This window comes from Pseudomonas sp. M47T1 (genome assembly GCF_000263855.1).
In the GTDB taxonomy this organism is placed as follows: Bacteria; Pseudomonadota; Gammaproteobacteria; order Pseudomonadales; family Pseudomonadaceae; genus Aquipseudomonas.
Genome location: NZ_AJWX01000005.1, coordinates 294997 through 316514 on the forward strand (window position 1 = coordinate 294997; position 21518 = coordinate 316514).

A 21518-nucleotide genomic window follows, 5' to 3' on the forward strand; every position below is an offset into this window, starting at 1 on the left:
CAATCCTTTACGCAGGTGACAGGTTCGAAAAACTACGCTGTCACCGCGAACCCCGCGCCCCTTTCCGTTGTCTGGATATGCTTCACCTGCACACTTTGTTTAAAAATGCGCGGTAAACGCCCATTCAGCCTCGACTTCTAGTATCGTCTATCGCTGTCCCGCCCCCGGAGCCCTCCATGCCCGACCTGTCGCCCGCCTTGCGCATGGCCACCCTTTCGCTGGGCCTGATGCTGGCCACCCATGCCGTCGCCAGTGACGAGTCGCAGTTGATGGATTCGATCAACCAGTACCGTGGCCAGGTGCAACGTTGCGACGGCCAGGCTTCCCACGAGTTGCCACCCTTGAACCAGGACCCGCGGCTGATATTGCCAGCCAGCGGCGGCGGTGATTTGCGCGACGCCATGGCGCGCGCCAGCTACCCCATGGTCAGCGTGCAGGCCATCAGCCTGTCGGGGCCGCGCGATGCCCAGGCGGCCATGGCGGCGGTGCAGGAAAGCTTCTGCAAGGTGGTGCTGGACCCGCAGTTCATCGACATCGGCGTCAGCCACCAGGGCCAGGACTGGCGCATCGTGGTGGCGCGCCCCCTGCTGGCCGGCGGCCTGGGGGATGCGGCCGCCGAAGGCCAGAAGCTGCTGGCGCAGATCAATAGCGCCCGCGCCCAGCCTCACACCTGCGGGGCGCAGGCGTTCAACCCGGCGCCGCCCCTTGTCTGGAACGCCACCTTGGCCGGCGCCGCCCTGGCGCACTCCCAGGACATGGCCAACCACAATTACTTCGACCACCTTGACCACGACGGCCACACCCCAGGTGACCGTGCCGAACTGGCGGGCTACAACGCCCAGGCCCTGGGCGAGAACATCGCTGCCGGCCAGGACGCAGTACGCAAGGTGGTGGTCGGCTGGCTGGCCAGCCCCGGCCATTGCGCAAACCTGATGAACCCGCAGTTCCACGACCTGGGCGCCGCCTACGCCACCGACCCGAAAAGCGACGCAGGCATCTACTGGACCGGGATGTTCGGCGCCCAGCAGTAAGGTGTTCGGCGCCTAGACCGTGTCCACCTGCACCCAACGCTGTTCGCGTGCCGCCACGCGAATGGCCGCGGCCAGACGCTCCACCGCCAGGGCTTCGGCGAAGTCGGTACCGGCCTGGCCCTGCCCGGCCAGCGCCATGATCAGCGCGTGTACTTCCAGGGTCTTGAGTTCGTTGTAGCCTAACTGATGCCCCGGCGCCGGGCTGAACGCCGCATAGCCGGGCAGCGCCGGCCCGGCCAGCAGCCGCTCGAAGCCACCCTGCCCGGCGCGGCACAGCCGCAACTCGTTGAGGCGCTCCTGATCGAATGCCAGCGTGCCGCGGGTACCGCTGATCTCGAAGCGCAAATGGTTTTTGTAGCCCAGCTTGAGCCAACTGCTGCTGAACGTGCCGCGCGCACCATTGGCAAACCGCAGCAGCGCCTGGGTGTGGTCATCGACCGCGATCGCCTTGCGCTCGCCGCTGCCCGCCACGGCCGGGCGCTGGCCGTGCACCGTTTGGCTGTCGGCGCACACCGCCTGCACGTCGCCGACCAGGTAGCGGGCCATAGCCAGCAGGTGGCTGCCCAGGTCGGCCAGGGCGCCGCCGGCGTGCTGCTCCTCGCAACGCCAGGACCAAGGCGAAGCGGGATCGGCCATGAAGTCTTCGCAGAACTCGCCCTCAAAGCTGATGATGTCGCCCAGTTCACCACCCTGCACCATCTGCCGGGCCCACTCGATCATGGGGTTGTGCTGGTAGTTGTACCCCACCCGGGTCACCACGCCGGCGGCCTTGGCGGCCTGGTGCATCTGTTCAGCCTGCTCCAGGCTCACGGCCAGCGGTTTTTCGCAGTACACCGCCTTGCCCGCCGCCAGCGCTGCCATGGCCATGGGGAAATGCAGGTGGTTGGGCGTGGTGATGGCCACCACGTTTACCGCCGGGTCGTCGATCAGCCGTTGCCAGTCGCTGTGTGCGGTCTCGAACCCCCACGCCCGCGCGCACTGGCTGGCGCGTTGCGGGTCGGCGTCGGCCAGCGCCGCCAGGCGCAGGCTGACGGGCAGCTCGAATGCCGCGCTGACATTGCGAAACGCCAAGGCGTGAGCACGCCCCATGAAGCCTGTGCCAATGAGACCGATGCCGATTTCGCGCATGAGGAATACCTTGCAGATTATTGTTGTTGGACACCCTAGTTATGGAATATTAATTCCATTTTATCAAGCTCGGAATTTTATTTCTTTTAGCCGTCAATGCTGACTCCACGCGCTGGCGGTGACGGCCTGGCGCAGCCAAGTATGCGTCGGGCACGGCGGGGCTCCAGACGAGGGTAAAGACGAAGGATGGAATGGCCAGGCCAGCACCGAGCGCCTCGCCGCAATGCCACTGGTGGTGTGCGGGGTTATCGTTATCCAGTGCTGTGCCGTGGCGCCCGCATGCAGCTGACGCAAACTGCGCACGCCGAGGTCCATACTGGCACAATGGCCGGTGCCCTACCTCGACTGCTTTGCGGAGCGCCCTGTGTCCATGCTGTTGCTGACTCGCCTCACCACCTTTGCCGACCAGGCCCGCCGCGCGGTCAGCCTGGTGTGGCGCACCTCGCGCCCTTTGTTTGTCGGCCTGGTATTGGCCACCCTGGCCGCAGGCATGCTGCCCGCGCTGGCCGCCTGGATCGGCCAGCGCATTGTCGACGCGGTGGTCGCCGGCATGCAGTTGCACGCCAGCCACGGCCAGGCGCCACTGTGGTCGGTGCTGCGCTATGTGCTGGCCGAAGCCGGCGTGCTGGCGTTGCTGGCCGCGGCGCAACGGGCGCTGTCGGTGCAACAGGCGTTGCTGCGGGTGCAACTGGGGCAGAAGGTCAACCTGCTGATTCTGGAAAAAGCCCAGACCCTGTCGTTGTTGCAGTTCGAGGACTCAGCCTTCTACGACAAGCTGGTGCGTGTGCGCCGCGATGCCTCCACCCGCCCGCTGGGCCTGGTGAACAAGGGCCTGGGGCTAGTGCAAAACCTGATATCGCTGATCAGCTTCGCGGTGCTGCTGGTGCATTTCTCGCCTTGGGCGCTGGTGATTCTGGTGGTGGGGGCACTGCCGGTGTTCTTCGCCGAGGCGCACTTTTCCGGCGATGCCTTCCGCCTGTTCAAGCGCCGCGCGCCGGAAACCCGCCAGCAAGGCTATCTGGAAGCCTTGCTGTCACAGGAAGCCCACGCCAAGGAAGTGAAACTGTTCGGCCTGGCGCCCTTGCTGCTGCAACGCTACCGCGACAACTTCAACCGGCTGTACGTTGAAGACCGCCGGCTTACCCTGCGCCGTGACGGCTGGGGCCTGGGGCTTGGCCTGCTGGGCACCGCGGCGTTCTACCTGGCCTATGCCTGGGTGGTGCTGGACACGGTGAACGGCCAGACCAGCCTGGGCCAGATGACCATGTACCTGGTGCTGTTCAAGCAAGGCCAGAGCGCCATCAGCGCCAGCTTGGCGGCCATTGCCGGGCTGTACGAAGATGGCCTGTACCTGTCCGACCTGTACGAGTACCTGGGCCACCCGGTGATGGCCGTGGGCGGCAGCCTGAAGATGGGCGTGCGCCCGGGCGACGGCCTGCGTTGCGAGCACCTGGGCTTTCGCTATCCGGGGGCCGCCCACGACACCCTCAGCGACATCAACCTGCACCTGGCGCCCGGCAAGAGCCTGGCGCTGGTGGGCGAGAACGGTTCGGGCAAGACCACCCTGATCAAGCTGCTGACCCGCCTGTACACGCCCCACCAGGGCCGCATCCTGCTAGACGGCAGCGACTTGCAGGACTGGGAGGAGCACGCCTTGCACCAGCGCATCGGGGTGATTTTCCAGGACTACATACGCTACCAGATGAGCGTTGGCGAAAACCTTGGCGTGGGCGACGTCAGCGCCTTCAGCGACCCAGCACGCTGGCGCGACGCCGCAGCCCAAGGCGTCGCCGCCGAGTTCATCGAACGTCTGAGCAATGGCTACGCGACCCAGTTGGGGCGCTGGTTCGTGGGGGGCCAGGAGCTGTCGGGCGGGCAATGGCAGAAAGTTGCACTGTCGCGTGCCTACATGCGCCGCGAGGCCGACATTCTCATCCTCGACGAGCCCACCGCCGCCCTCGACGCCGGCGCCGAAGCCGCGGTATTCGACCATTTCCGTGAATACGCCCGAGGCCGCATGACCCTGCTGATCTCGCACCGCTTCAGCAGCGTACGCAGCGCCGACCATATCATCGTGCTAGACAGCGGCCGCGTGCGTGAACAGGGCAACCATGAGCAGTTGATGGAAGTGCAAGGCCGCTATGCACAACTGTTCGACCTGCAGGCGCAGGGCTACCGCTAAACGCCGCACGGGCGGCGCGCGGCCTCCCACGCCTTGTAGGCACACCTCGGTCATCCAGCGCCTGCCGTCGCATGGCCACCCCCACCCGCTACACCTTGGTAGCCATTGCATTAACCCGGCCCGGTTGTTTCAATGGCCGCCCTCTGCCCTTGCCTCCAGGCCCATCATGATCGAACTGAACCAGGTCACCGCCTTCCAGCAGCAAACCCGCGTTTTCGACCAACTGTCGCTGCACATCGGCTACAACGAACGCGTGGCCATCCTGGGCCCCAACGGTGCGGGCAAAAGCACCCTGCTCAAGCTGATCAACCGCGAAATCTACCCGGTGGAGCGCGCCGGCAGCTCGCTCAAGCTGTTCGGCCATGAAACCTTCAACCTGTGGGACCTGCGGGCCAAGATCGGCTTCGTGTCCCAGGATATGCAGGAAGATTACACCCCCTACACCTCGGCGCTGGACGTGGTGACCTCCGGCTTTTTCGGCGCCATGGGCACCCATGCCCACCTGCAACCCAGCGACGAGCAGACCGCCCGCGCCCGCGAACTGCTGACGCAACTGGGCATGGGGGTGGATGAACAACGCATGTTCCAGCGCCTGTCCACCGGCCAGAAACGCCGCCTGCTGCTGGCCCGCGCTTTGGTGCACAACCCGCGCGCGCTGATCCTCGACGAACCCACCAGCGGCCTCGACATGGGCGCCAGCCTGAGCCTGCTGAGCCTGATGCGCGAGTTCTGCCACAACGACCGCGCCATGATCATCACCACCCACCACATCGACGAAATCATCCCCGAGATCGATCGCGTGGTGCTGATCAAGCAAGGCCAGGTGGTTGCCGACGGGCCAAAGGCCGAGGTGCTCACCAGCGAGCAGCTGTCACAGCTATATCAAACCCAACTACAAGTCAGTGAACACGACGGCTGGTATCGCTGTTGGCACGGTTAAACTGCCTGCCACCACGCCTGGCGCTTTTGGCGCCGGCCTTTATTTAAAGTGCCCCGCCTATCAATATGACACTTATATTTCAGATACAGCACGACCTTTCTTAACCTGAACCACGACTTCTTAACACTTACCTTTGTATAAGTATCCGAATACGAAACACTACGTTACACGATATTCAGACTTTGCTATTTACCCCGCCCAACTTTGCCGAATACGATGACGAACACGTTGTATTCCGACTTGCCTTATGCGCACGCGTTCATTATCGCCATTGAACATCCGCGTCGCGTCCAGTCAACGCTGCAGAGTTGCCCGCAATGAACCGCTTCGACACTTCCACTGCATTGACGCCGTCCTTCAGTATTGCACTGGTCAATTACAAGACCCTGGACATAACGCGTATTTGCCTTGAACTGCTGCACACTCACCTGGCCCACAGCAACATTCAGGTATGGGTGGTGGACAATGACTCCGCCGACGCCAGCACGCACTACCTGCGCTCGCTGGACTGGATCAACCTGATCGAACGGGTGCCCGCCCCTTCGGAGCCCGGCCATGTCGCCCATGGCAAGGCCCTGGACCTGGTCCTTGAGCGGGTAGACTCCGACTACCTGTTCCTGCTGCACACCGACACCTTCATTTTCGACCCCTGCGTGTTCGAGCGCATGCTCCAGGCCTGCACACGCCAACCCGGCACGTGCGCGGTCGGCTGCGTGGAGCAGATCAATCGCGGCCTTGCGCGTACCGTCTGGCGTGGTGTGTCACGCCATTGCAAACACTATTACCGGCGCCTGCTGCGCAGCGCAGGGCTGCCCGCACGGCTGCCAAAGCCGTGCCGCGAGGTGTACCTCAAGAGCTTCTGCGCCCTGTGGGACTGCCGCCTGATCAAGCAGCACGGCCTGCGCTTCTGCCTGGACGACCGGGTGCCCGGCTACACCCTGCAAGACCGCCTGACCACCCTGGGCCATGACGTAGTGCGGCTGGCACCGGGCCGCATATTCCGCTACCTGGACCACATCCAGTCCGGCACGGTGGCTGCCGCCGGTGGCTATGGCGCCAGCCACCGCCGCACGAAGATGTACAATCAGATACTCAAGCGGCTGAACGCCCATGCGTGAACGCCCGAACGACCAATGCCGGGACCTGCAATGACCGACCATGCGCACACGCTGCCAATTGCCCTGACACCTGAACTGGATTTCAACTTCGACGCCGCTACAGAATTGGGCCAGTTATTGTCAGCCCCTTATCAAGGCAACCAACCGTTCCCGCATATCGTTATCGACAACGTTCTGCCAGCAGCCTTGATTGAACGTATTTGCGAACAGTTTCCTATTGATACTACCCGCGAAGAGACATTGTATGAGCGCGGCTACAAAGGCCAGCTTAAACGCCAAATAAGCCCCACTCACTGCACGCCTTTCCTGCGTTCGGTCTTTGCCGTTTTCAATTCGGCGGCGATGTTGAACTTCATGGAACGCCTGACGGGCATCGAGGGTTTGATTCCCGACCCTTACTTTACCGGTGGCGGGCTGCACGAAACCCGCACCGGCGGCTTCCTGGGCGTGCACTCGGACTTCCGTCTGAACAAGAAACTCAAGGTGCAGCGGCGCATCAACGCCATCATTTATCTGAACCCGAACTGGCAGGAAGCCTGGGGCGGCCACCTGGAGTTGTGGGACAAGCCCATGACCCGTTGCCTGAAAAAAGTGCTGCCGGTGTACAACCGCTGCGTGATTTTCAACACCGACGAAGACAGCAACCACGGCCACCCCGAACCGCTGACCTGCCCCCAGGACCGCTCGCGGCGCTCCATCGCGCTGTATTACTACACCGCTACCCCGGCCACGGCAGACCCCGCTCAGCGGCAGAAAACCCACTACAAACCGCGCCCCAAGGACCGGCTTAGCCTTTCCTACTACCTGGGCAAGTTACTGCGCAAAAAGCGCTGACAGGCACGCCAGTGCTATGGTTCTTGCTGACGCTGCATAATCACAAGAACAAGAAGACTGGCCATGAACATTCTCCACGACGAACGTCTGGACGGTGCCCTGCCTCAGGTGGACAAGCAGGGCTTGATCAATGCGCTGATCGCGGCCCTGCCCGACCTCGACCTGCTGTACCGCACCGAAGACCTCAAGCCCTATGACTGCGACGGGCTCTCGGCCTATCGCACCACACCGCTGCTGGTGGCGCTGCCGCACCACGTCGACGAAGTGCAGGTCATCCTGCGCATTTGCCACCAGCGGCAGGTGCCCGTGGTACCGCGCGGGGCCGGCACCGGCCTGTCCGGCGGTGCCCTGCCCCTGGCCCAGGGCGTGCTGCTGGTGCTGGCGCGCTTAAACCAAATCCAGCATATAGACCCCAATGCCCGCACTGCCCGGGTTCAGCCCGGCGTGCGCAACCTGGCAATCTCCCAGGCGGCGGCCCCCTACGGTTTGTACTATGCACCCGACCCCTCTTCGCAAATCGCCTGTTCCATTGGCGGCAACGTTGCCGAAAACGCCGGCGGCGTGCACTGCCTCAAATACGGCCTGACCGTGCACAACCTGGTGAAACTTGAGGTGTTGACCGTCCAGGGCGAGCCTCTGACCCTGGGCAGCGACGCCCTGGACAGCCCGGGTTTCGACCTGCTGGCGTTGTTCACCGGGTCTGAGGGCATGCTCGGCGTGGTCACCGAGGTCACGGTCAAGCTGCTGCCGCGCCCCCAGGTGGCCAGGGTGCTGCTGGCGGCCTTTGATTGCGTGGAAAAGGCCGGCCGCGCGGTGGCCGATATCATCGCGGCGGGCATCATCCCCGGCGGCCTGGAGATGATGGACAACCTGGCCATCCGCGCCGCCGAGGACTTCATCCATGCCGGCTACCCGGTAGAAGCCCAGGCCATATTGTTGTGTGAACTGGACGGCGTGGAAGCCGACGTCCAGGAAGACTGCGAGCGTGTGCGCCAGGTGCTGGAAGCCGCCGGCGCCACCGAAGTGCGCCTGGCCCGCGACGAGGCAGAACGCGTGCGCTTCTGGGCTGGGCGCAAGAATGCCTTTCCCGCCGTGGGCCGCCTGTCACCGGACTATTACTGCATGGACGGCACCATTGCGCGACGCGAGCTGCCTGGGGTGTTACAGGGCATCGCGGCCTTGTCTGCCGAATACGACCTGCGCGTGGCCAACGTTTTCCATGCCGGCGACGGCAACATGCACCCGCTGATCCTGTTTGACGCCAACGTCCCGGGTGAGCTGGAACGCGCCGAGGCCCTTGGCGGCAAGATCCTGGAAATGTGCGTGGCCGTGGGCGGCAGCATCACCGGCGAACATGGCGTGGGCCGGGAAAAAATCAACCAGATGTGCGCACAGTTCAGCGCCGAGGAGTTGACCCTGTTCCACGCCGTGAAGGCGGCGTTCGACCCCAGCGGCCTGCTCAACCCGGGCAAGAACATCCCCACCCTGCACCGCTGCGCCGAATTCGGCGCCATGCACATTCATCACGGCCAGCTGCCGTTCCCTGAGCTGGAGCGCTTCTGATGAGCCTGGACACCCTGTTGGACGGCGTTCACCAGGCCATTGCCACGCGCACGCCGTTGCGCATCCGCGGTGGCAACAGCAAGGCCTTTCTCGGCCGCCCTATCGCCGGCACGCCACTGGATACCCGGGTCTATAGCGGCATCGTGCGCTACGACCCCACCGAACTGGTGGTGACCGCGCGCGCGGGCACGCCGCTGGTGGAGTTGCTGGCCGCGCTCGACGAGGCCGGGCAGATGCTGCCCTGCGAACCGCCGGACTTCGACGGGCAGGCCACCGTGGGCGGCATGGTGGCCGCCGGGCTGTCGGGACCGCGTCGTCCGTGGAGCGGTGCGGTGCGCGATTTCGTGCTGGGTACGCGGGTCATCAGCGGCCTGGGCCAGCACTTGCGTTTTGGCGGCGAGGTGCTGAAAAACGTCGCCGGCTATGACCTGTCGCGGCTGCTGGCTGGCAGCCTGGGCAGCCTGGGCGTACTTACCGAGGTATCGCTCAAGGTGCTGCCCACGCCGCGCTGCAGTGCCAGCCTGAACCTGGACATCAGCGCCGCCGAGGCGTTGCAACGCCTGGCCGAATGGGGCCAGCAAGCCCTGCCCATCAGTGGTGCCTGCCATGACGGCCAGGTGCTGCACCTGCGCCTGGAAGGCGGCGCCGGCTCAGTGGCCGCGGCGTGCGACCGCCTGGGCTGTAGCACGGTGGCGGGCAGCTTCTGGGCAGACCTGCGCGAACAGCGCCTGCCCTTCTTCCACGACCCGCGGCCGTTGTGGCGGCTGTCGCTGCCGTTTAACGTCGGCGAGCTGGCAGTGCCCGGCCTGCAACTGCTGGACTGGGCCGGCGCCCAGCGTTGGCTGAAAAGTGACGTGGATGCCGCGCTGCTGCGAAGCCAGGTCGCCGCAGTGGGCGGCCATGCCACCTGCTTCAATGCCGCGCCGGGGGACTCGCCCTTTCATCCCCTGGCGCCGACGCTGCTGCGGTATCAGCAGCGGCTCAAGGCCCACCTGGACCCCCACGGCCTGTTCAACCCTGGCCGCCTGTACCCGGAGCTCTGACCATGCAAACCCATCTCAGCGAACAGGCTCGCCAACTGCCCAGGGCCGCCGAGGCCGAACAGGTGCTGCGCAGTTGCGTGCACTGCGGTTTCTGCAACGCCACCTGCCCCACCTACCAGTTGCTGGGCGATGAACTGGATGGCCCGCGCGGGCGCATTTACCTGATCAAAGAAATGCTGGAAGGGGCGCCCATCACCGCCGCCACCCAGACCCATCTGGACCGCTGCCTGAGCTGTCGCACCTGTGAAAGCACCTGCCCGTCCGGGGTGCAGTACCACACGCTGTTGGACATTGGCCGCGACTTCATCGACCAGCAGGTGCCACGCCCACTGGCCAGCCGCCTGTTGCGCGGCGGCCTGCGCGCGGTGGTCCCGCACCCGGCGCTGTTCACCGCCCTGGCCCGCGCAGGCCAGGTGCTGCGGCCCTGGTTGCCCGCCACTGTGCAAGCCAAGCTGCCGCGCCAGGTCCGAGCCGCCGGTGCCCGACCCAGTGCGCGCCACGCCCGCCACATGCTGATTCTGGAGGGCTGCGTGCAACCGGGTTTCTCGCCCAACACCAATGCCGCCACCGCGCGGGTACTGGACCGCCTGGGCATCAGCCTGGTCCCGGCGCGCAGTGCCGGCTGTTGTGGCGCGGTGGACTTTCACAGCGACGCCCAGGCCGCCGGGCTGGACCGCGCGCGGCGCAACATCGATGCCTGGTGGCCATCCGTTGAAAGCGGTGTCGAGGCCATCGTGCAGACCGCCAGCGGCTGCGGCGCCTTCGTCAAAGAGTACGGCCGGCTGCTGCGACACGACCCGCACTACGCCGACCGTGCCGCGCGCATCAGTGCCCTGGCCAAGGACCTGGTGGAAGTGTTGCGCGACGAGCCGCTGGGCCGCCTGGCCCTGCGCAGCGAACTGCGCCTGGCCTTCCACTGCCCGTGCACCCTGCAGCATGCCCAACTGCTGGGCGGCGCCGTGGAAGCCGTGCTGACCCAGCTGGGCTTCAGCCTCACCCCAGTGGCCGACGGCCATTTGTGCTGCGGCTCGGCAGGCACCTATTCGCTCACCCAGCCTGCCCTGGCCAGGCAGTTGCGCGACAACCGCCTCAACGCCCTGGAAAGCGGCCACCCGGACGTCATCGTCACCGCCAACATCGGTTGCCAGACCCACTTGGACGGCGCCGGCCGCACGCCGGTGCGGCACTGGATCGAGATCGTCGACGAAGCGCTAGTCCCCCCGACCCCGCCCCTTTTGTAGCAGTTCTCGCAGAATTCATGAGGTGAGTCAGGCAGTGCGCCGTGCCCGTGAAGCGGCCGGCAGGCGCCGCTACAGAAATCAGTTCAGCCCATGTGGCCGCTGAATTGCTCCTGCCCTGTCAGAGCCAGACTATGCACATAGATGCTCCTCACAGAGCCCGGTGTGTACGCCCAGGCCACCCGCGGGCAAAGCGCAGCCAAGGTGTCGATCCGCGGTTCGGGCATCAGACGCAGCTGGCTGCGTCTTATTGCCTGATGCACAGGTGTTGTCAGCCCTGTCTGTGCGCTGGCGTACAGACCTCGTCAGCTTGCCCACCCACACTGTTCCGGTGCCTTGCCCTGCCATGCCCGGGAGCCTATGAACCGTTACTGGAACCGTGCAGTCGCCGCCATCAAGCACCTGCCCTCTGCCGGGCGGCCTTGGCGCCCTGCGCAACGCGCCTTTACCTATGAGCCCCTGTTGCGCGCCGAACTGTTCAGCGCCGAGCAGATGGCCGACCACGGCATCCTGCTGGCCCGCGAGCATGTACTCAGCCCGCTCAGTGCCAGGGACTCGCTGCTCGCGCGGCTGGCCGACAACGAGGCCACGCTGGCGGCCAGTTGCGCCGCGCTGGCCAAGGCTCATCCTTCGGCGCGCCGGGTGACGCCGGCGGCCGAGTGGTTGCTGGACAACGACTACCTGATCGAAGAACACATCCGCATTGCCCAGAGCCACCTGCCCAAGGGCTACAGCCGCGAATTGCCGCGCCTGGCCAACGGCCCCTCCAGCGGCTTGCCGCGGGTGTACGACATTGCCCTGGAAACCATTGCCCACGGCGATGGCCGGGTAGACGAGCAAAGCCTGAGCCGCTTCGTCGCCGCCTACCAGACCGTGACTTCACTGACCCTGGGCGAGCTGTGGGCCATCGCCATCATGCTGCGCCTGGCGCTGATCGAAAACCTGCGGCGGGTGGCCTCGCGCGTGATGGCCAGTTGGGCCGACCGCAACCTGGCCAATGATTGGGCCGACCGCCTGACCGACACCGCCGAGCACAATGCCCGCGACGTGGTGCTGGTGGTGGCCGACATGGCCCGCTCGGCGCCGCCCATGACCCCGGCATTCGTCGCCGAACTGACGCGCCGCCTGCAAGGCCAGAGCGCGCTGCTGATTCAGCCGCTGACCTGGGTGGAGCAAATGCTCGCCGAGTCGGGCCTGAACATCGAGCGCCTGGTACAGCTGGATGCCCAGCAGCAGGCTGCCGACCAGGTGTCCATCAGCAACAGCGTCGCCAGCCTGCGCGTACTGTCGAGCAATGACTGGCGCGACTTCGTCGAGCGCATGAGCCATGTGGAGCGTCAACTTGAGGGCGACCCCGCCGGGGTATATGCGGCCATGGACTTTGCCAGCCGCGACCAGTACCGCCACGTCATCGAGCGCCTGGCGCGACACAGCCAGTACAGCGAAGAGCGGGTGGCCATCCAGGCCATTGCCCTGGCCAGCGCCCAGGCGCGACCGCCGCCCGACACCCTCGTCGCCGGGCACGTAGGCTACTACCTGGTGGGCCCGGGGCTGGCCGCGCTGGAGCAGGCCATCGACGCCCGCGTGCCGCTGGCCCAGCGCTGGCAGCGCCAGGTGCGTCGTGCCCCGTTGTTATTCTTCCTCGGGCCGGTGACCGTGCTGGCGCTGGCCATGGCCTGGCCGCTGGCACGCTACCTCAGCGGCTTGCCCAGCTGGCAGTGGCTGCTGACCATAACCCTGCTGTTGATGACCAGCCGCCTGGCCATGAGCCTGATCAACGGCCTGGTGATGATGACCCTGGCGCCCAGCCTGCTGCCGCGACTGGACATGCGCGACGGCATCCCCGCCGCCGCCCGCACCCTGGTGGCGGTGCCCACCTTGGTCGGCCAGGCCAGTGACGTGGAGGAACTGGTGGAAGGCCTGGAAGTACGCTTCCTGGCCAACCGCGATGAACACCTGCACTTTGCCCTGCTCACCGACTTCATGGACGCCCCGACGCAAACCCAACCCGGCGATGATGCCCTGCTGACGCTGGCGGTACAGCTGATCGACGACCTCAACCGGCGCTACCCGACGCTGGGCCCATCGCGTTTTTTCCTGCTGCACCGGCCGCGGCGCTGGAACGCCGGCGAAGGGGTGTGGATGGGCCACGAACGCAAACGCGGCAAACTGGCCGAACTGAACGCCTTGCTGCGCGGGGGCAGCCGCGAGCCGTTCTCGCCTATTGTCGGCGACATTGATGCGCTGGGCAGGGTTCGCTACGTGATCACGCTGGACACCGACACCCAACTGCCACGCGACGCCGCACGCCAGTTCGTGGGCGCCATGGAGCACCCGCTCAACCACCCCGTGCTGACCGCCGACGGACGCGTCAGTGCCGGCTACGCGGTATTGCAACCGCGCATCGGCATCAGCCTGCCCAGCACCGCGCGCTCCGGCTACGCCCAGCTGTTTGGCAGCGATGCCGGCATTGACCCTTACACCCGGGCGGTGTCGGACGTGTACCAGGACCTGTTCGGCAACGGCTCGTTCATTGGCAAAGGCATTTATGCCGTGGACGCCTTCGAACAGGCGCTGGCCCATCGATTTGCCGACGATTGCATTCTCAGCCACGACTTGATCGAGGGTTGCTACGCCCATTCCGGCTTGCTCAGCGATGTGCAGCTGTTCGAAGATTACCCGGCGCGCTTCAGCACCGACGTCAAGCGGCGCCACCGCTGGATCCGGGGCGACTGGCAGTTGTTGCCCTGGCTGCTGCCCTGGGGCCACGGCAAAGGCACGGTCGAACGCGCCGGGCTCAGCGCCCTTGCGCGCTGGAAGATCTTCGACAACCTGCGCCGCAGCCTGGAACCAGCCGCGCTGCTGACCCTGTTGCTGTGGGGCTGGCTGGGCGTTGACGGCCCTGTGGGCTGGACCCTGGGGGTGCTGGCGCTGGTGTTCGCACAACCCCTGCTGGACAGCCTGCTGGCGCTGGCCCGCAAACCCTTCGATGTTTCCCTGCGCCACCACCTCAACGATGCCTGTTACCGCGCCGGCAAGGACTTTCTGCGCAGCGGGCTGACCCTGGCCTGGCTGCCGTTCGAGACGCACTACAGCCTCGACGCCATCACCCGCACCTTGTGGCGCATGCTGGTCAGCAAGCGCCATCTGTTGCAGTGGAGCGCCTCGCGGGAAGTGGAACGCAGCAGCATCAACGACCTGCCCGGGCTGTATCGCCTGTCGTGGGTGTCCCCCGCACTGGCCTTGGCCGTGGCCGGCTTGCTGGTGCCACGGCCCTGGGTGCTACTACTGGCGCTGCCGTTGCTGGCCCTGTGGCTGGTGGGCCCGGCAATGGCCTGGTGGAGCAGCCGCTCGCCCGCCCCGCAGGCCTTCGACCCTTCCGCCGAAGAGCTGGGCTTTCTACGCACCCTGGCTCGTCGCACCTGGGCGTTTTTCGATGCGTACGTGGGCCAGGCCGACCATTGGCTACCCCCGGACAATATCCAGCACCCGCCCTACGACAACGTTGCCCATCGCACCTCCCCCACCAACATGGGCATGGCGCTGCTCTCGCACCTGGCCGCCCATGACTTTGGCTACCTGAGCAGCACCCGCCTGCTGCAGCGCCTGGGCCTGATGCTGACCACGCTGGAAGGCCTGGAACGCTACCGTGGGCATTTCTACAACTGGTACGACACCCAAACCCTGCAACCGCTGGCACCGCTGTACGTGTCAACCGTGGACAGCGGCAACCTGGCCGGCCTGCTGCTGACCCTGCGCCCCGGCATACTGGCGCTTGGCGACAGCTCGATGGTGGATGGCCGTGTGGTGAACGGCCTGCTCGACACCTTGGGCATCCTGCAGACCAGCCTTGTGGCAGCGCACTTGCCCACCCAGGTGGTCGATGACCTGCACGGCGACATCCACGCCTTGCAGCACCACCCCGACCTGCCGCCGCACATGCTGCTCGAGCTGCTGCAACGCGGCATCGACCTGCCCGTCCCCTCCGCAGCCAGTGCCGCGGGGGGTGATGCCGAGTTCTGGACCCAGGCGTTGAACGCGCAATGCCTGGATTTTCAGCAGGAAATCCAGGCCTGCCAACAGGCCAAACACCGTGTTGAACGCATGAAGCTGTCCCAGGACCTGGCGACGCGTATCGCCACCCTGGCCATCATGGAATTCGACTTCCTGTACGACAGCGCCCGCGACCTGTTCGCCATCGGTTACAACGTCAGCGACCGGCGCCTGGACACGGCCTTCTACGACTTACTGGCGTCTGAGGTGCGCCTCACCCATTTCGTCACCATTGCCCAAGGGCAGGTGCCCCAGGCCAGTTGGTTCAACCTGGGCCGGCTGCTGACCAGCAGTGGCGGCGTGCCGGTGCTGCTGTCGTGGTCGGGCTCGATGTTCGAATACCTGATGCCCATGCTTCTCATGCCCTCGTACGCCGGCACCCTGTTGGACCAGACCTGCCACGCGGCCGTGGCGCGGCAGATCGAGTACGGCAACCAACTGGGCATTCCATGGGGCGTGTCCGAATCGGCCTACAACGCCCAGGACGCCAGTTTCAATTACCAGTATCGGGCTTTCGGCGTGCCGGGGCTGGGGCTCAAGCGCGGCCTGGGCGATGACAGCGTGGTGGCGCCCTACGCCAGTGTGTTGGCGCTGATGGTGGCGCCCGACGCCGCCACCCGTAATCTGCAACGCCTGGATGAACTGGGGGCAAGCGGGCGCTTCGGCCTGTACGAAGCGCTGGACTATACCCAGGCACGCCTGCCGCCCGGGCAGCGCCTGGCGGTGGTGCGTTCGTTCATGGCCCACCACCAGGGCATGAGCTTGCTGGCACTGACCTCGCTGTTGCTGGACCGGCCCATGCAGCGGCGCTTCGAGGCCGAACCGCCGTTCCAGGCTTGCGCCCTGTTGCTGCAGGAACGCGTGCCGAAAACCTCGGTGCAGTACGTGCAGGCCAACCACGCCGCCACCGGCGAAAGCGTCGGCCGCCACCCCGAGGCCATCCTGCGCGTGTTCGATGACCCGCAACAGCGCCGGCCGGCCGTGCAACTGCTGTCCAACGGTCGCTACCACGTGATGGTCAACAGCGCCGGCGCCGGCTACAGCCGCTGCAACGACGTGGCCCTGACCCGCTGGCGCGAGGACATTGTCAACGACAACCTGGGTATCTTCTGCTACCTGCGCGACGTCGCCAGCGGCACGTTCTGGTCCAACAGCCACCAGCCCAGCCAACACCAGGCCTACCGCCAGGAAGCGATCTTCAGCGATGCCCGGGCCGAGTTTCGCCTGCGTGAACAGCATGTGGACTGCCACACAGAAATCGTCGTGTCCCCCGAAGACGACGTGGAGTTGCGCCGCCTGCACCTCACCAATCGGGGCCGCGTGCGGCGGTGCCTGGAACTGACCAGTTACGCCGAAGTGGTGTTGGCCCCGCTCCTTGAGGACGCCATGCATCCGGCCTTCAGCAAGCTGTTTGTGCAGACCGAACTGTTGCCCGCGCTGCAAGCCATTGTCTGCACCCGCAGACCGCAGTCGCAGCAGGCCGTGATGCCGTGGATGTGCCATTTGCTGGCGGCTCACGGCATCGACATTGATGCCATTTCCTATGAAACCGATCGGGCTCGCTTTATCGGTCGTGGGCGTACGCTGCTGGCGCCTGCTGCCCTGGACCCTGCGGTAGAGCAACTGAGCGGCAGCCAAGGCTCGGTGCTTGACCCTATTGTCGCCATTCGCTGCCGAATGACCCTGGAGCCCGGTCAGACGGCCACCATCGACCTGGTCACCGGCCTGGCGGCTGACCGTGACACCTGTGTGCAACTGATCCACAAATACCGTGACCGCCACCTGGCCGACCGGGTCTTCGACCTGGCCTGGACCCACAGCCAGGTACTGCTGCGCCAGCTCAACGCAACCACTGCCGATGCCCACCTGTTCGAACACATGGCGGCATCGGTGATCTATGCCAACCCTTCCCTGCGCGCAGACAGTGCATTGCTGTTGAGCAACCGCCGCAACCAGTCGGGGCTCTGGGGTCAGGCCATTTCCGGCGACCTGCCCATCGTGCTGGTGCAGATTGGCGATGCGGCCAACCTGGAACTGGTGCGGCAAATGGTGCAAGCCCATGCCTATTGGCGCCAGAAAGGCCTGATGGTAGACCTGGTGATCTGGAACGAAAGCCAGGCCGGTTACCGGCAGCTGCTGCAAGACCTGATTATGGGCCTGGTAACGTCTGGCAGCGAAGCCAGCCTGGTGGACCGGCCGGGGGGCATTTTCGTGCGCCCCGCCCAGCAACTGTCCGCCGAAGACCGCATCCTGCTGCAAGCCGTGGCCCGCCTGGTGCTACGCGACAGCCTGGGGAGCCTGGCCGAGCAACTGCAACGGCGGCGCACCGAGCCGCCGTTACCGCGTTTCGATCCTGCCCTGGTGCGCAGGCCAGGCAAACCTGCGCAAATGCCCGCTCCCGATGCCAGCTTGATACTCGGCAACCCCTACGGTGGCTTCAGTAAGGATGGCAGCGAGTACGTGGTAAACCTGGCTGCGGGCCTCACCACGCCAGCGCCTTGGGTCAATGTGCTGGCCAATGCGCAGTTCGGCACCCTGGTGTCCGAGTCCGGCAGCGCCTATACCTGGAGCGAAAACGCCCACGAATACCGCCTGACCCCGTGGCGTAATGACCCGGTCAGTGATGGCAGCGGCGAAGCGATCTACCTGCGTGACGAAGACAGCGGCGCCTACTGGTCACCCACGCCACAACCGTGCCCCAGCACTGGCGCCTACCGCTGCCGTCACGGCTTCGGTTACAGCGTCTTCGAGCACGACGAACAAGGCCTGCACAGCGAACTGTGGGTATACGTGGCGCTGGATGCGCCGCTGAAGTTTTCCCGCCTGGTGGTGCGCAACAACAGCGGCCGCACGCGGCGGCTGTCGGCTACCAGCTACGTGGAATGGGTGCTGGGCGACCTGCGCGAACGTGCGGCCATGCACGTGGTGACCGAGGCCGACCCATTCAGCGGCGCGTTGTTTGCGCGCAATGCCTGGTCCATGGAGTTCAGCGGGCGGGTGGCGTTTCTCGACACTGATTCACCCGGGCGGCGCATCACCTGTGACCGCGCCGAGTTCCTGGGCCGTAACGGCAGCCTGCAAGCGCCGGCCGCGTTGTCGCGCAGCCACCTGTCCGGGCGTAGCGGCGGCGGCCTGGACCCCTGCTCGGTGATGCAGGTCAGCCTGGAATTGAATGACGGTGAAAGCCAGGAGGTGATCTTCCGCCTGGGTGCCGAACAGGACGCCACCGCCGCCACCCGCCGGGTGCAGCAGTACCGCGGCACCCGCGCTGCGGCCGTGGAACTGGCCAACGTGCAGGCCCATTGGCGCGCCACCCTGGGGGCCTTGCGCGTGCACACGCCAGAACCGGCCGTGGACGTGCTGGTCAACGGTTGGCTGATGTATCAGGTGATCGGTTGCCGTTTCTGGGGGCGCAGCGGCTATTACCAATCGGGCGGTGCGATCGGCTTCCGCGATCAGTTGCAGGACAGCATGGCCATGGTTCACGCCGCGCCACAGGCGGTGCGCGACCACCTGTTGCTGTGTGCGCGGCACCAATACGTGGAGGGTGACGTGCAGCACTGGTGGCACCCCCCCATGGACCGTGGCGTACGCACGCGCTGCTCGGATGACTTGCTGTGGCTGCCCCTGGCCGTGTGTCGTTATGTGGAGGTGACTGCCGACCTGGGTGTGCTGGACGAGCGCGCCGACTACCTGGAAGGCCGGCTGTTGAACGAAGGTGAAGAGTCCTATTACGACCTGCCGGGCCGCTCGCCGCGCCCGCAAACCCTGTACCAGCATTGCCAACGCGCGTTGGAACACGGGCTGCAAGGTGGCCGCCATGGCTTGCCGCTGATGGGCAGCGGCGACTGGAACGACGGCATGAACCGCGTAGGCGACGGTGGCCACGGCGAGAGCGTGTGGCTGGGCTTCTTCGGCTACCAAGTGCTGCAACAGTTTGCCCGCCTGGCCCAGCGCCTGGGCGATGGTGCCTTTGCCCTGCGCTGCAGCGAGCAGGCCGGCGCGCTGCGGCTGGCCCTGGAAAGCCACGGCTGGGATGGCGGCTGGTACCGCCGCGCCTATTTCGACGATGGCCAGCCGCTGGGGTCGGCCAGCAACGAGGAGTGCCGCATCGACTCCATTGCCCAGAGCTGGGCGGTGCTGTCGGGGGCCGCGCCCCTGGCCCGCGGGCGCACGGCCATGGCGGCGCTGGACCGCTACCTGGTGCGCCGCGATATCGGCATCGTGCAACTGCTGGCGCCGCCCTTCGACCATGGCACCCTGGACCCTGGCTACATCAAGGGCTACGTGCCCGGGGTGCGCGAAAACGGCGGCCAGTACAGCCACGCAGCGGTGTGGGCGTGCATGGCCTTCGCGGCCCTGGGCGACGGCGACAAGGCCTGGGAGCTGATGCGCCTGATCAACCCGGTGCGCCAGGGCAGTACCGGGCTGATCGAAACCTACAAGGTGGAGCCCTACGTGATGGCCGCCGACGTCTACGCCGCGCCGCCCCATGCCGGGCGCGGCGGCTGGACCTGGTACACCGGCTCGGCGGGTTGGATGTACCGGCTGATCGTCGAGTCGTTGCTGGGCCTGCACCGTGAAGGCACGACCCTGCGGTTGCGGCCATTGTTGCCGCCCGAGTGGCCCGGCTACACCCTGGACTACCGGTTTGGCGGCAGCCACTACCAGATCAGTGTCAGCCGTGGCAGCGCCGCCCTCAGTCTGGATGGCGTGGACCAGGCTGACGCCACGCTGATACTGGTGGACGATGGCCTGGCTCATCGCGTGGTAGCGGCCTGCGGGCATGCCGACGTGACCGTAGGGCAGGTATAAGCCGTGATGGGCCTGCAATGGCCTACCCTGTGAGTCTCGCTTACGCCTTCAACCCAGGTTGCCTCATGCCCGCTGTACCCGGCCCCTACCAGAATCATCTGCTCGCCGCCTTGCCTGCTGCCGCGTTGGAGCGCTTGCTACCGCATCTGGTGCACGTCGACATGCCGTTGGGCAAAGTGCTGTACGAGTCAGGCGATGCGCTGCGCCATGTGTACTTCCCTGCCGACTGCATCGTGTCGCTGCTGTACGTCATGGAGAACGGCGCCTGCGCCGAGATCTCGGTGGTCGGCAACGAGGGCCTGGTGGGCGTGGCAGTGTTCATGGGTGGTGAAAGCACCTCCAGCCGCGCCATTGTGCAAAGCGCCGGGCATGCGTTCCGGCTGCCTGGCCAGCGGCTCAAGGACGAATTCAATCGCCACGGCGAAATGCTGCATTTGATGCTGCGCTATACCCAGGCGCTGATCACGCAGATGGCGCAGACCGCCGTGTGCAACCGCCACCATTCCATCGACCAGCAACTGTGCCGCTGGCTGCTGTTGTCATTGGACCGTCTGCAGGGCAACCAGCTGACCATGACCCAGGAACTGATTGCCAATATGCTGGGCGTGCGTCGCGAAGGGGTCACCGACGCGGCTGGAAAACTACAGCGTCTGGGCGTGATCGAATACACCCGCGGGCACATCCGCGTCCTCGACCGCCCGCACCTGGAACGACTGAGCTGCGAATGCTACGCGGTGGTCCGCAAGGAAACCGAGCGGCTGCTGCCCTACGTGCCAATCAAACCCTCACCGCCACCGCGCGCCCTCTGACGTACCGAATGCCCCCCCGGAGCTGCCGCCAGGCTGCGAAAAGGAGGCAGCGCGCCGTCAGGCTATCTGCACTGTCTGGCGGGCCAATCATGCAAAGTGCACAGCCCACCGATCGGGGCGATGGTGTAACCGCTTGAAAACCCACGCATCAGGCCAAGGGTGCAGGGTGGCACACGCCCTGCACGGTTAACACGGTTACCCACCGTGAAAAACCGAGGCTCGCCCCATGAACGCCATCGAACTGCTGAAAGCCGACCACGAGAAGGTCAAGTCCATCCTCGCCCAGTTGAGTGAGTCCACCGACCGAGGCATCAAGAAACGCACGGATTTGCTGGCCAAGCTTGAAATGGAGATCACCATTCACACCCGGCTCGAAGAAGAAATCCTGTACCCCGCCTTCAAGCAGGCCGGGGGCAAGGACGAAGCTGAAATGTACTACGAGGCCAAGGAAGAGCACCGCACTGTCGACTCACTGGTGCTGCCTGACCTGAAGGTGACCGACCCGTCGACGCCGGAATTTGCCGGGCGGGTAAAAGTCGTGAAAGAACTGCTGGAGCACCACATCGAGGAAGAGGAAACTGACATGTTCCCCGACGCCGAGAAGCTGCTGGGCAAGGAGGCTCTTGAGGCACTGGGCGAGCAGATGGAAACCATGAAGGCCCAGTACCGCAAAGACGCACAGGCAGCCTGAGCCACCACACCCGCTACCCAGTGTGCACGCCTGATGATTGCGCGGTGCGGCCTTCGCTCCTGCAGGACTGTAC

12 protein-coding genes are annotated in these 21518 nt (G+C 65.5%); 11 read left to right on the top strand and 1 reads right to left on the bottom strand.

Translation table 11 applies throughout. From position 1 onward, the window contains the following. Positions 1-176: 176 nt before the first annotated feature. A complete protein-coding gene (locus tag PMM47T1_RS08850) occupies positions 177-1031 on the top strand; it encodes a CAP domain-containing protein (RefSeq protein ID WP_008367784.1) in 855 nt (284 codons plus the stop codon). A gap of 12 nt (positions 1032-1043) precedes the next feature. On the opposite strand, the gene PMM47T1_RS08855 is transcribed toward PMM47T1_RS08850, so the two are convergent. Continuing rightward, a complete protein-coding gene (locus tag PMM47T1_RS08855; protein ID WP_008367785.1) occupies positions 1044-2159 on the bottom strand; it encodes a Gfo/Idh/MocA family protein in 1116 nt (371 codons plus the stop codon). A 370-nt stretch (positions 2160-2529) separates the two neighbouring features. Between PMM47T1_RS08855 and PMM47T1_RS08860 the strand changes: the two genes are divergently transcribed. The 10 genes from PMM47T1_RS08860 (at position 2530) to PMM47T1_RS08905 (ending at position 21445) form a co-directional block, all read left to right on the top strand. Continuing rightward, a complete protein-coding gene (locus PMM47T1_RS08860; RefSeq protein ID WP_008367787.1) occupies positions 2530-4341 on the top strand; it encodes an ABC transporter ATP-binding protein in 1812 nt (603 codons plus the stop codon). Between the two features lie 166 nt (positions 4342-4507). Further along, positions 4508-5281, top strand: coding sequence for an ABC transporter ATP-binding protein (locus PMM47T1_RS08865; protein WP_008367789.1), 774 nt, complete (start codon positions 4508-4510; stop codon positions 5279-5281). Positions 5282-5598: 317 nt separating this feature from the next. Next, complete coding sequence (locus PMM47T1_RS08870) at positions 5599-6399, top strand: glycosyltransferase family 2 protein (RefSeq protein ID WP_008367791.1); 801 nt, start codon at positions 5599-5601, stop codon at positions 6397-6399. Positions 6400-6429: 30 nt separating this feature from the next. Then, positions 6430-7233, top strand: coding sequence for a 2OG-Fe(II) oxygenase (locus tag PMM47T1_RS08875; protein ID WP_008367793.1), 804 nt, complete (start codon positions 6430-6432; stop codon positions 7231-7233). Positions 7234-7296: 63 nt separating this feature from the next. Further along, positions 7297-8796, top strand: coding sequence for a glycolate oxidase subunit GlcD (glcD, locus tag PMM47T1_RS08880; protein WP_008367795.1), 1500 nt, complete (start codon positions 7297-7299; stop codon positions 8794-8796). Continuing rightward, a complete protein-coding gene (gene glcE / locus PMM47T1_RS08885) occupies positions 8796-9839 on the top strand; it encodes a glycolate oxidase subunit GlcE (protein ID WP_008367798.1) in 1044 nt (347 codons plus the stop codon). The genes glcD and glcE overlap by 1 nt, the downstream gene beginning before the upstream one ends. Positions 9840-9841: 2 nt before the next feature. Continuing rightward, positions 9842-11080, top strand: a complete 1239-nt coding sequence (gene glcF, locus PMM47T1_RS08890; protein ID WP_008367800.1) for a glycolate oxidase subunit GlcF — start codon at positions 9842-9844, stop codon at positions 11078-11080. 357 nt (positions 11081-11437) lie between these two features. Continuing rightward, positions 11438-19945: a GH36-type glycosyl hydrolase domain-containing protein gene (locus PMM47T1_RS08895; protein WP_008367802.1), complete on the top strand. Its 8508-nt coding sequence runs from the start codon at positions 11438-11440 to the stop codon at positions 19943-19945. Between the two features lie 65 nt (positions 19946-20010). Further along, on the top strand, positions 20011-20754 hold the full coding sequence (locus PMM47T1_RS08900) for a Crp/Fnr family transcriptional regulator (RefSeq protein ID WP_008367805.1): 744 nt from the start codon (positions 20011-20013) through the stop codon (positions 20752-20754). Between the two features lie 226 nt (positions 20755-20980). Continuing rightward, positions 20981-21445 carry a hemerythrin domain-containing protein gene (locus PMM47T1_RS08905; protein WP_008367806.1) on the top strand — a complete coding sequence of 155 codons (465 nt, stop codon included), beginning with the start codon at positions 20981-20983 and terminating at the stop codon, positions 21443-21445. Positions 21446-21518: the final 73 nt, after the last annotated feature.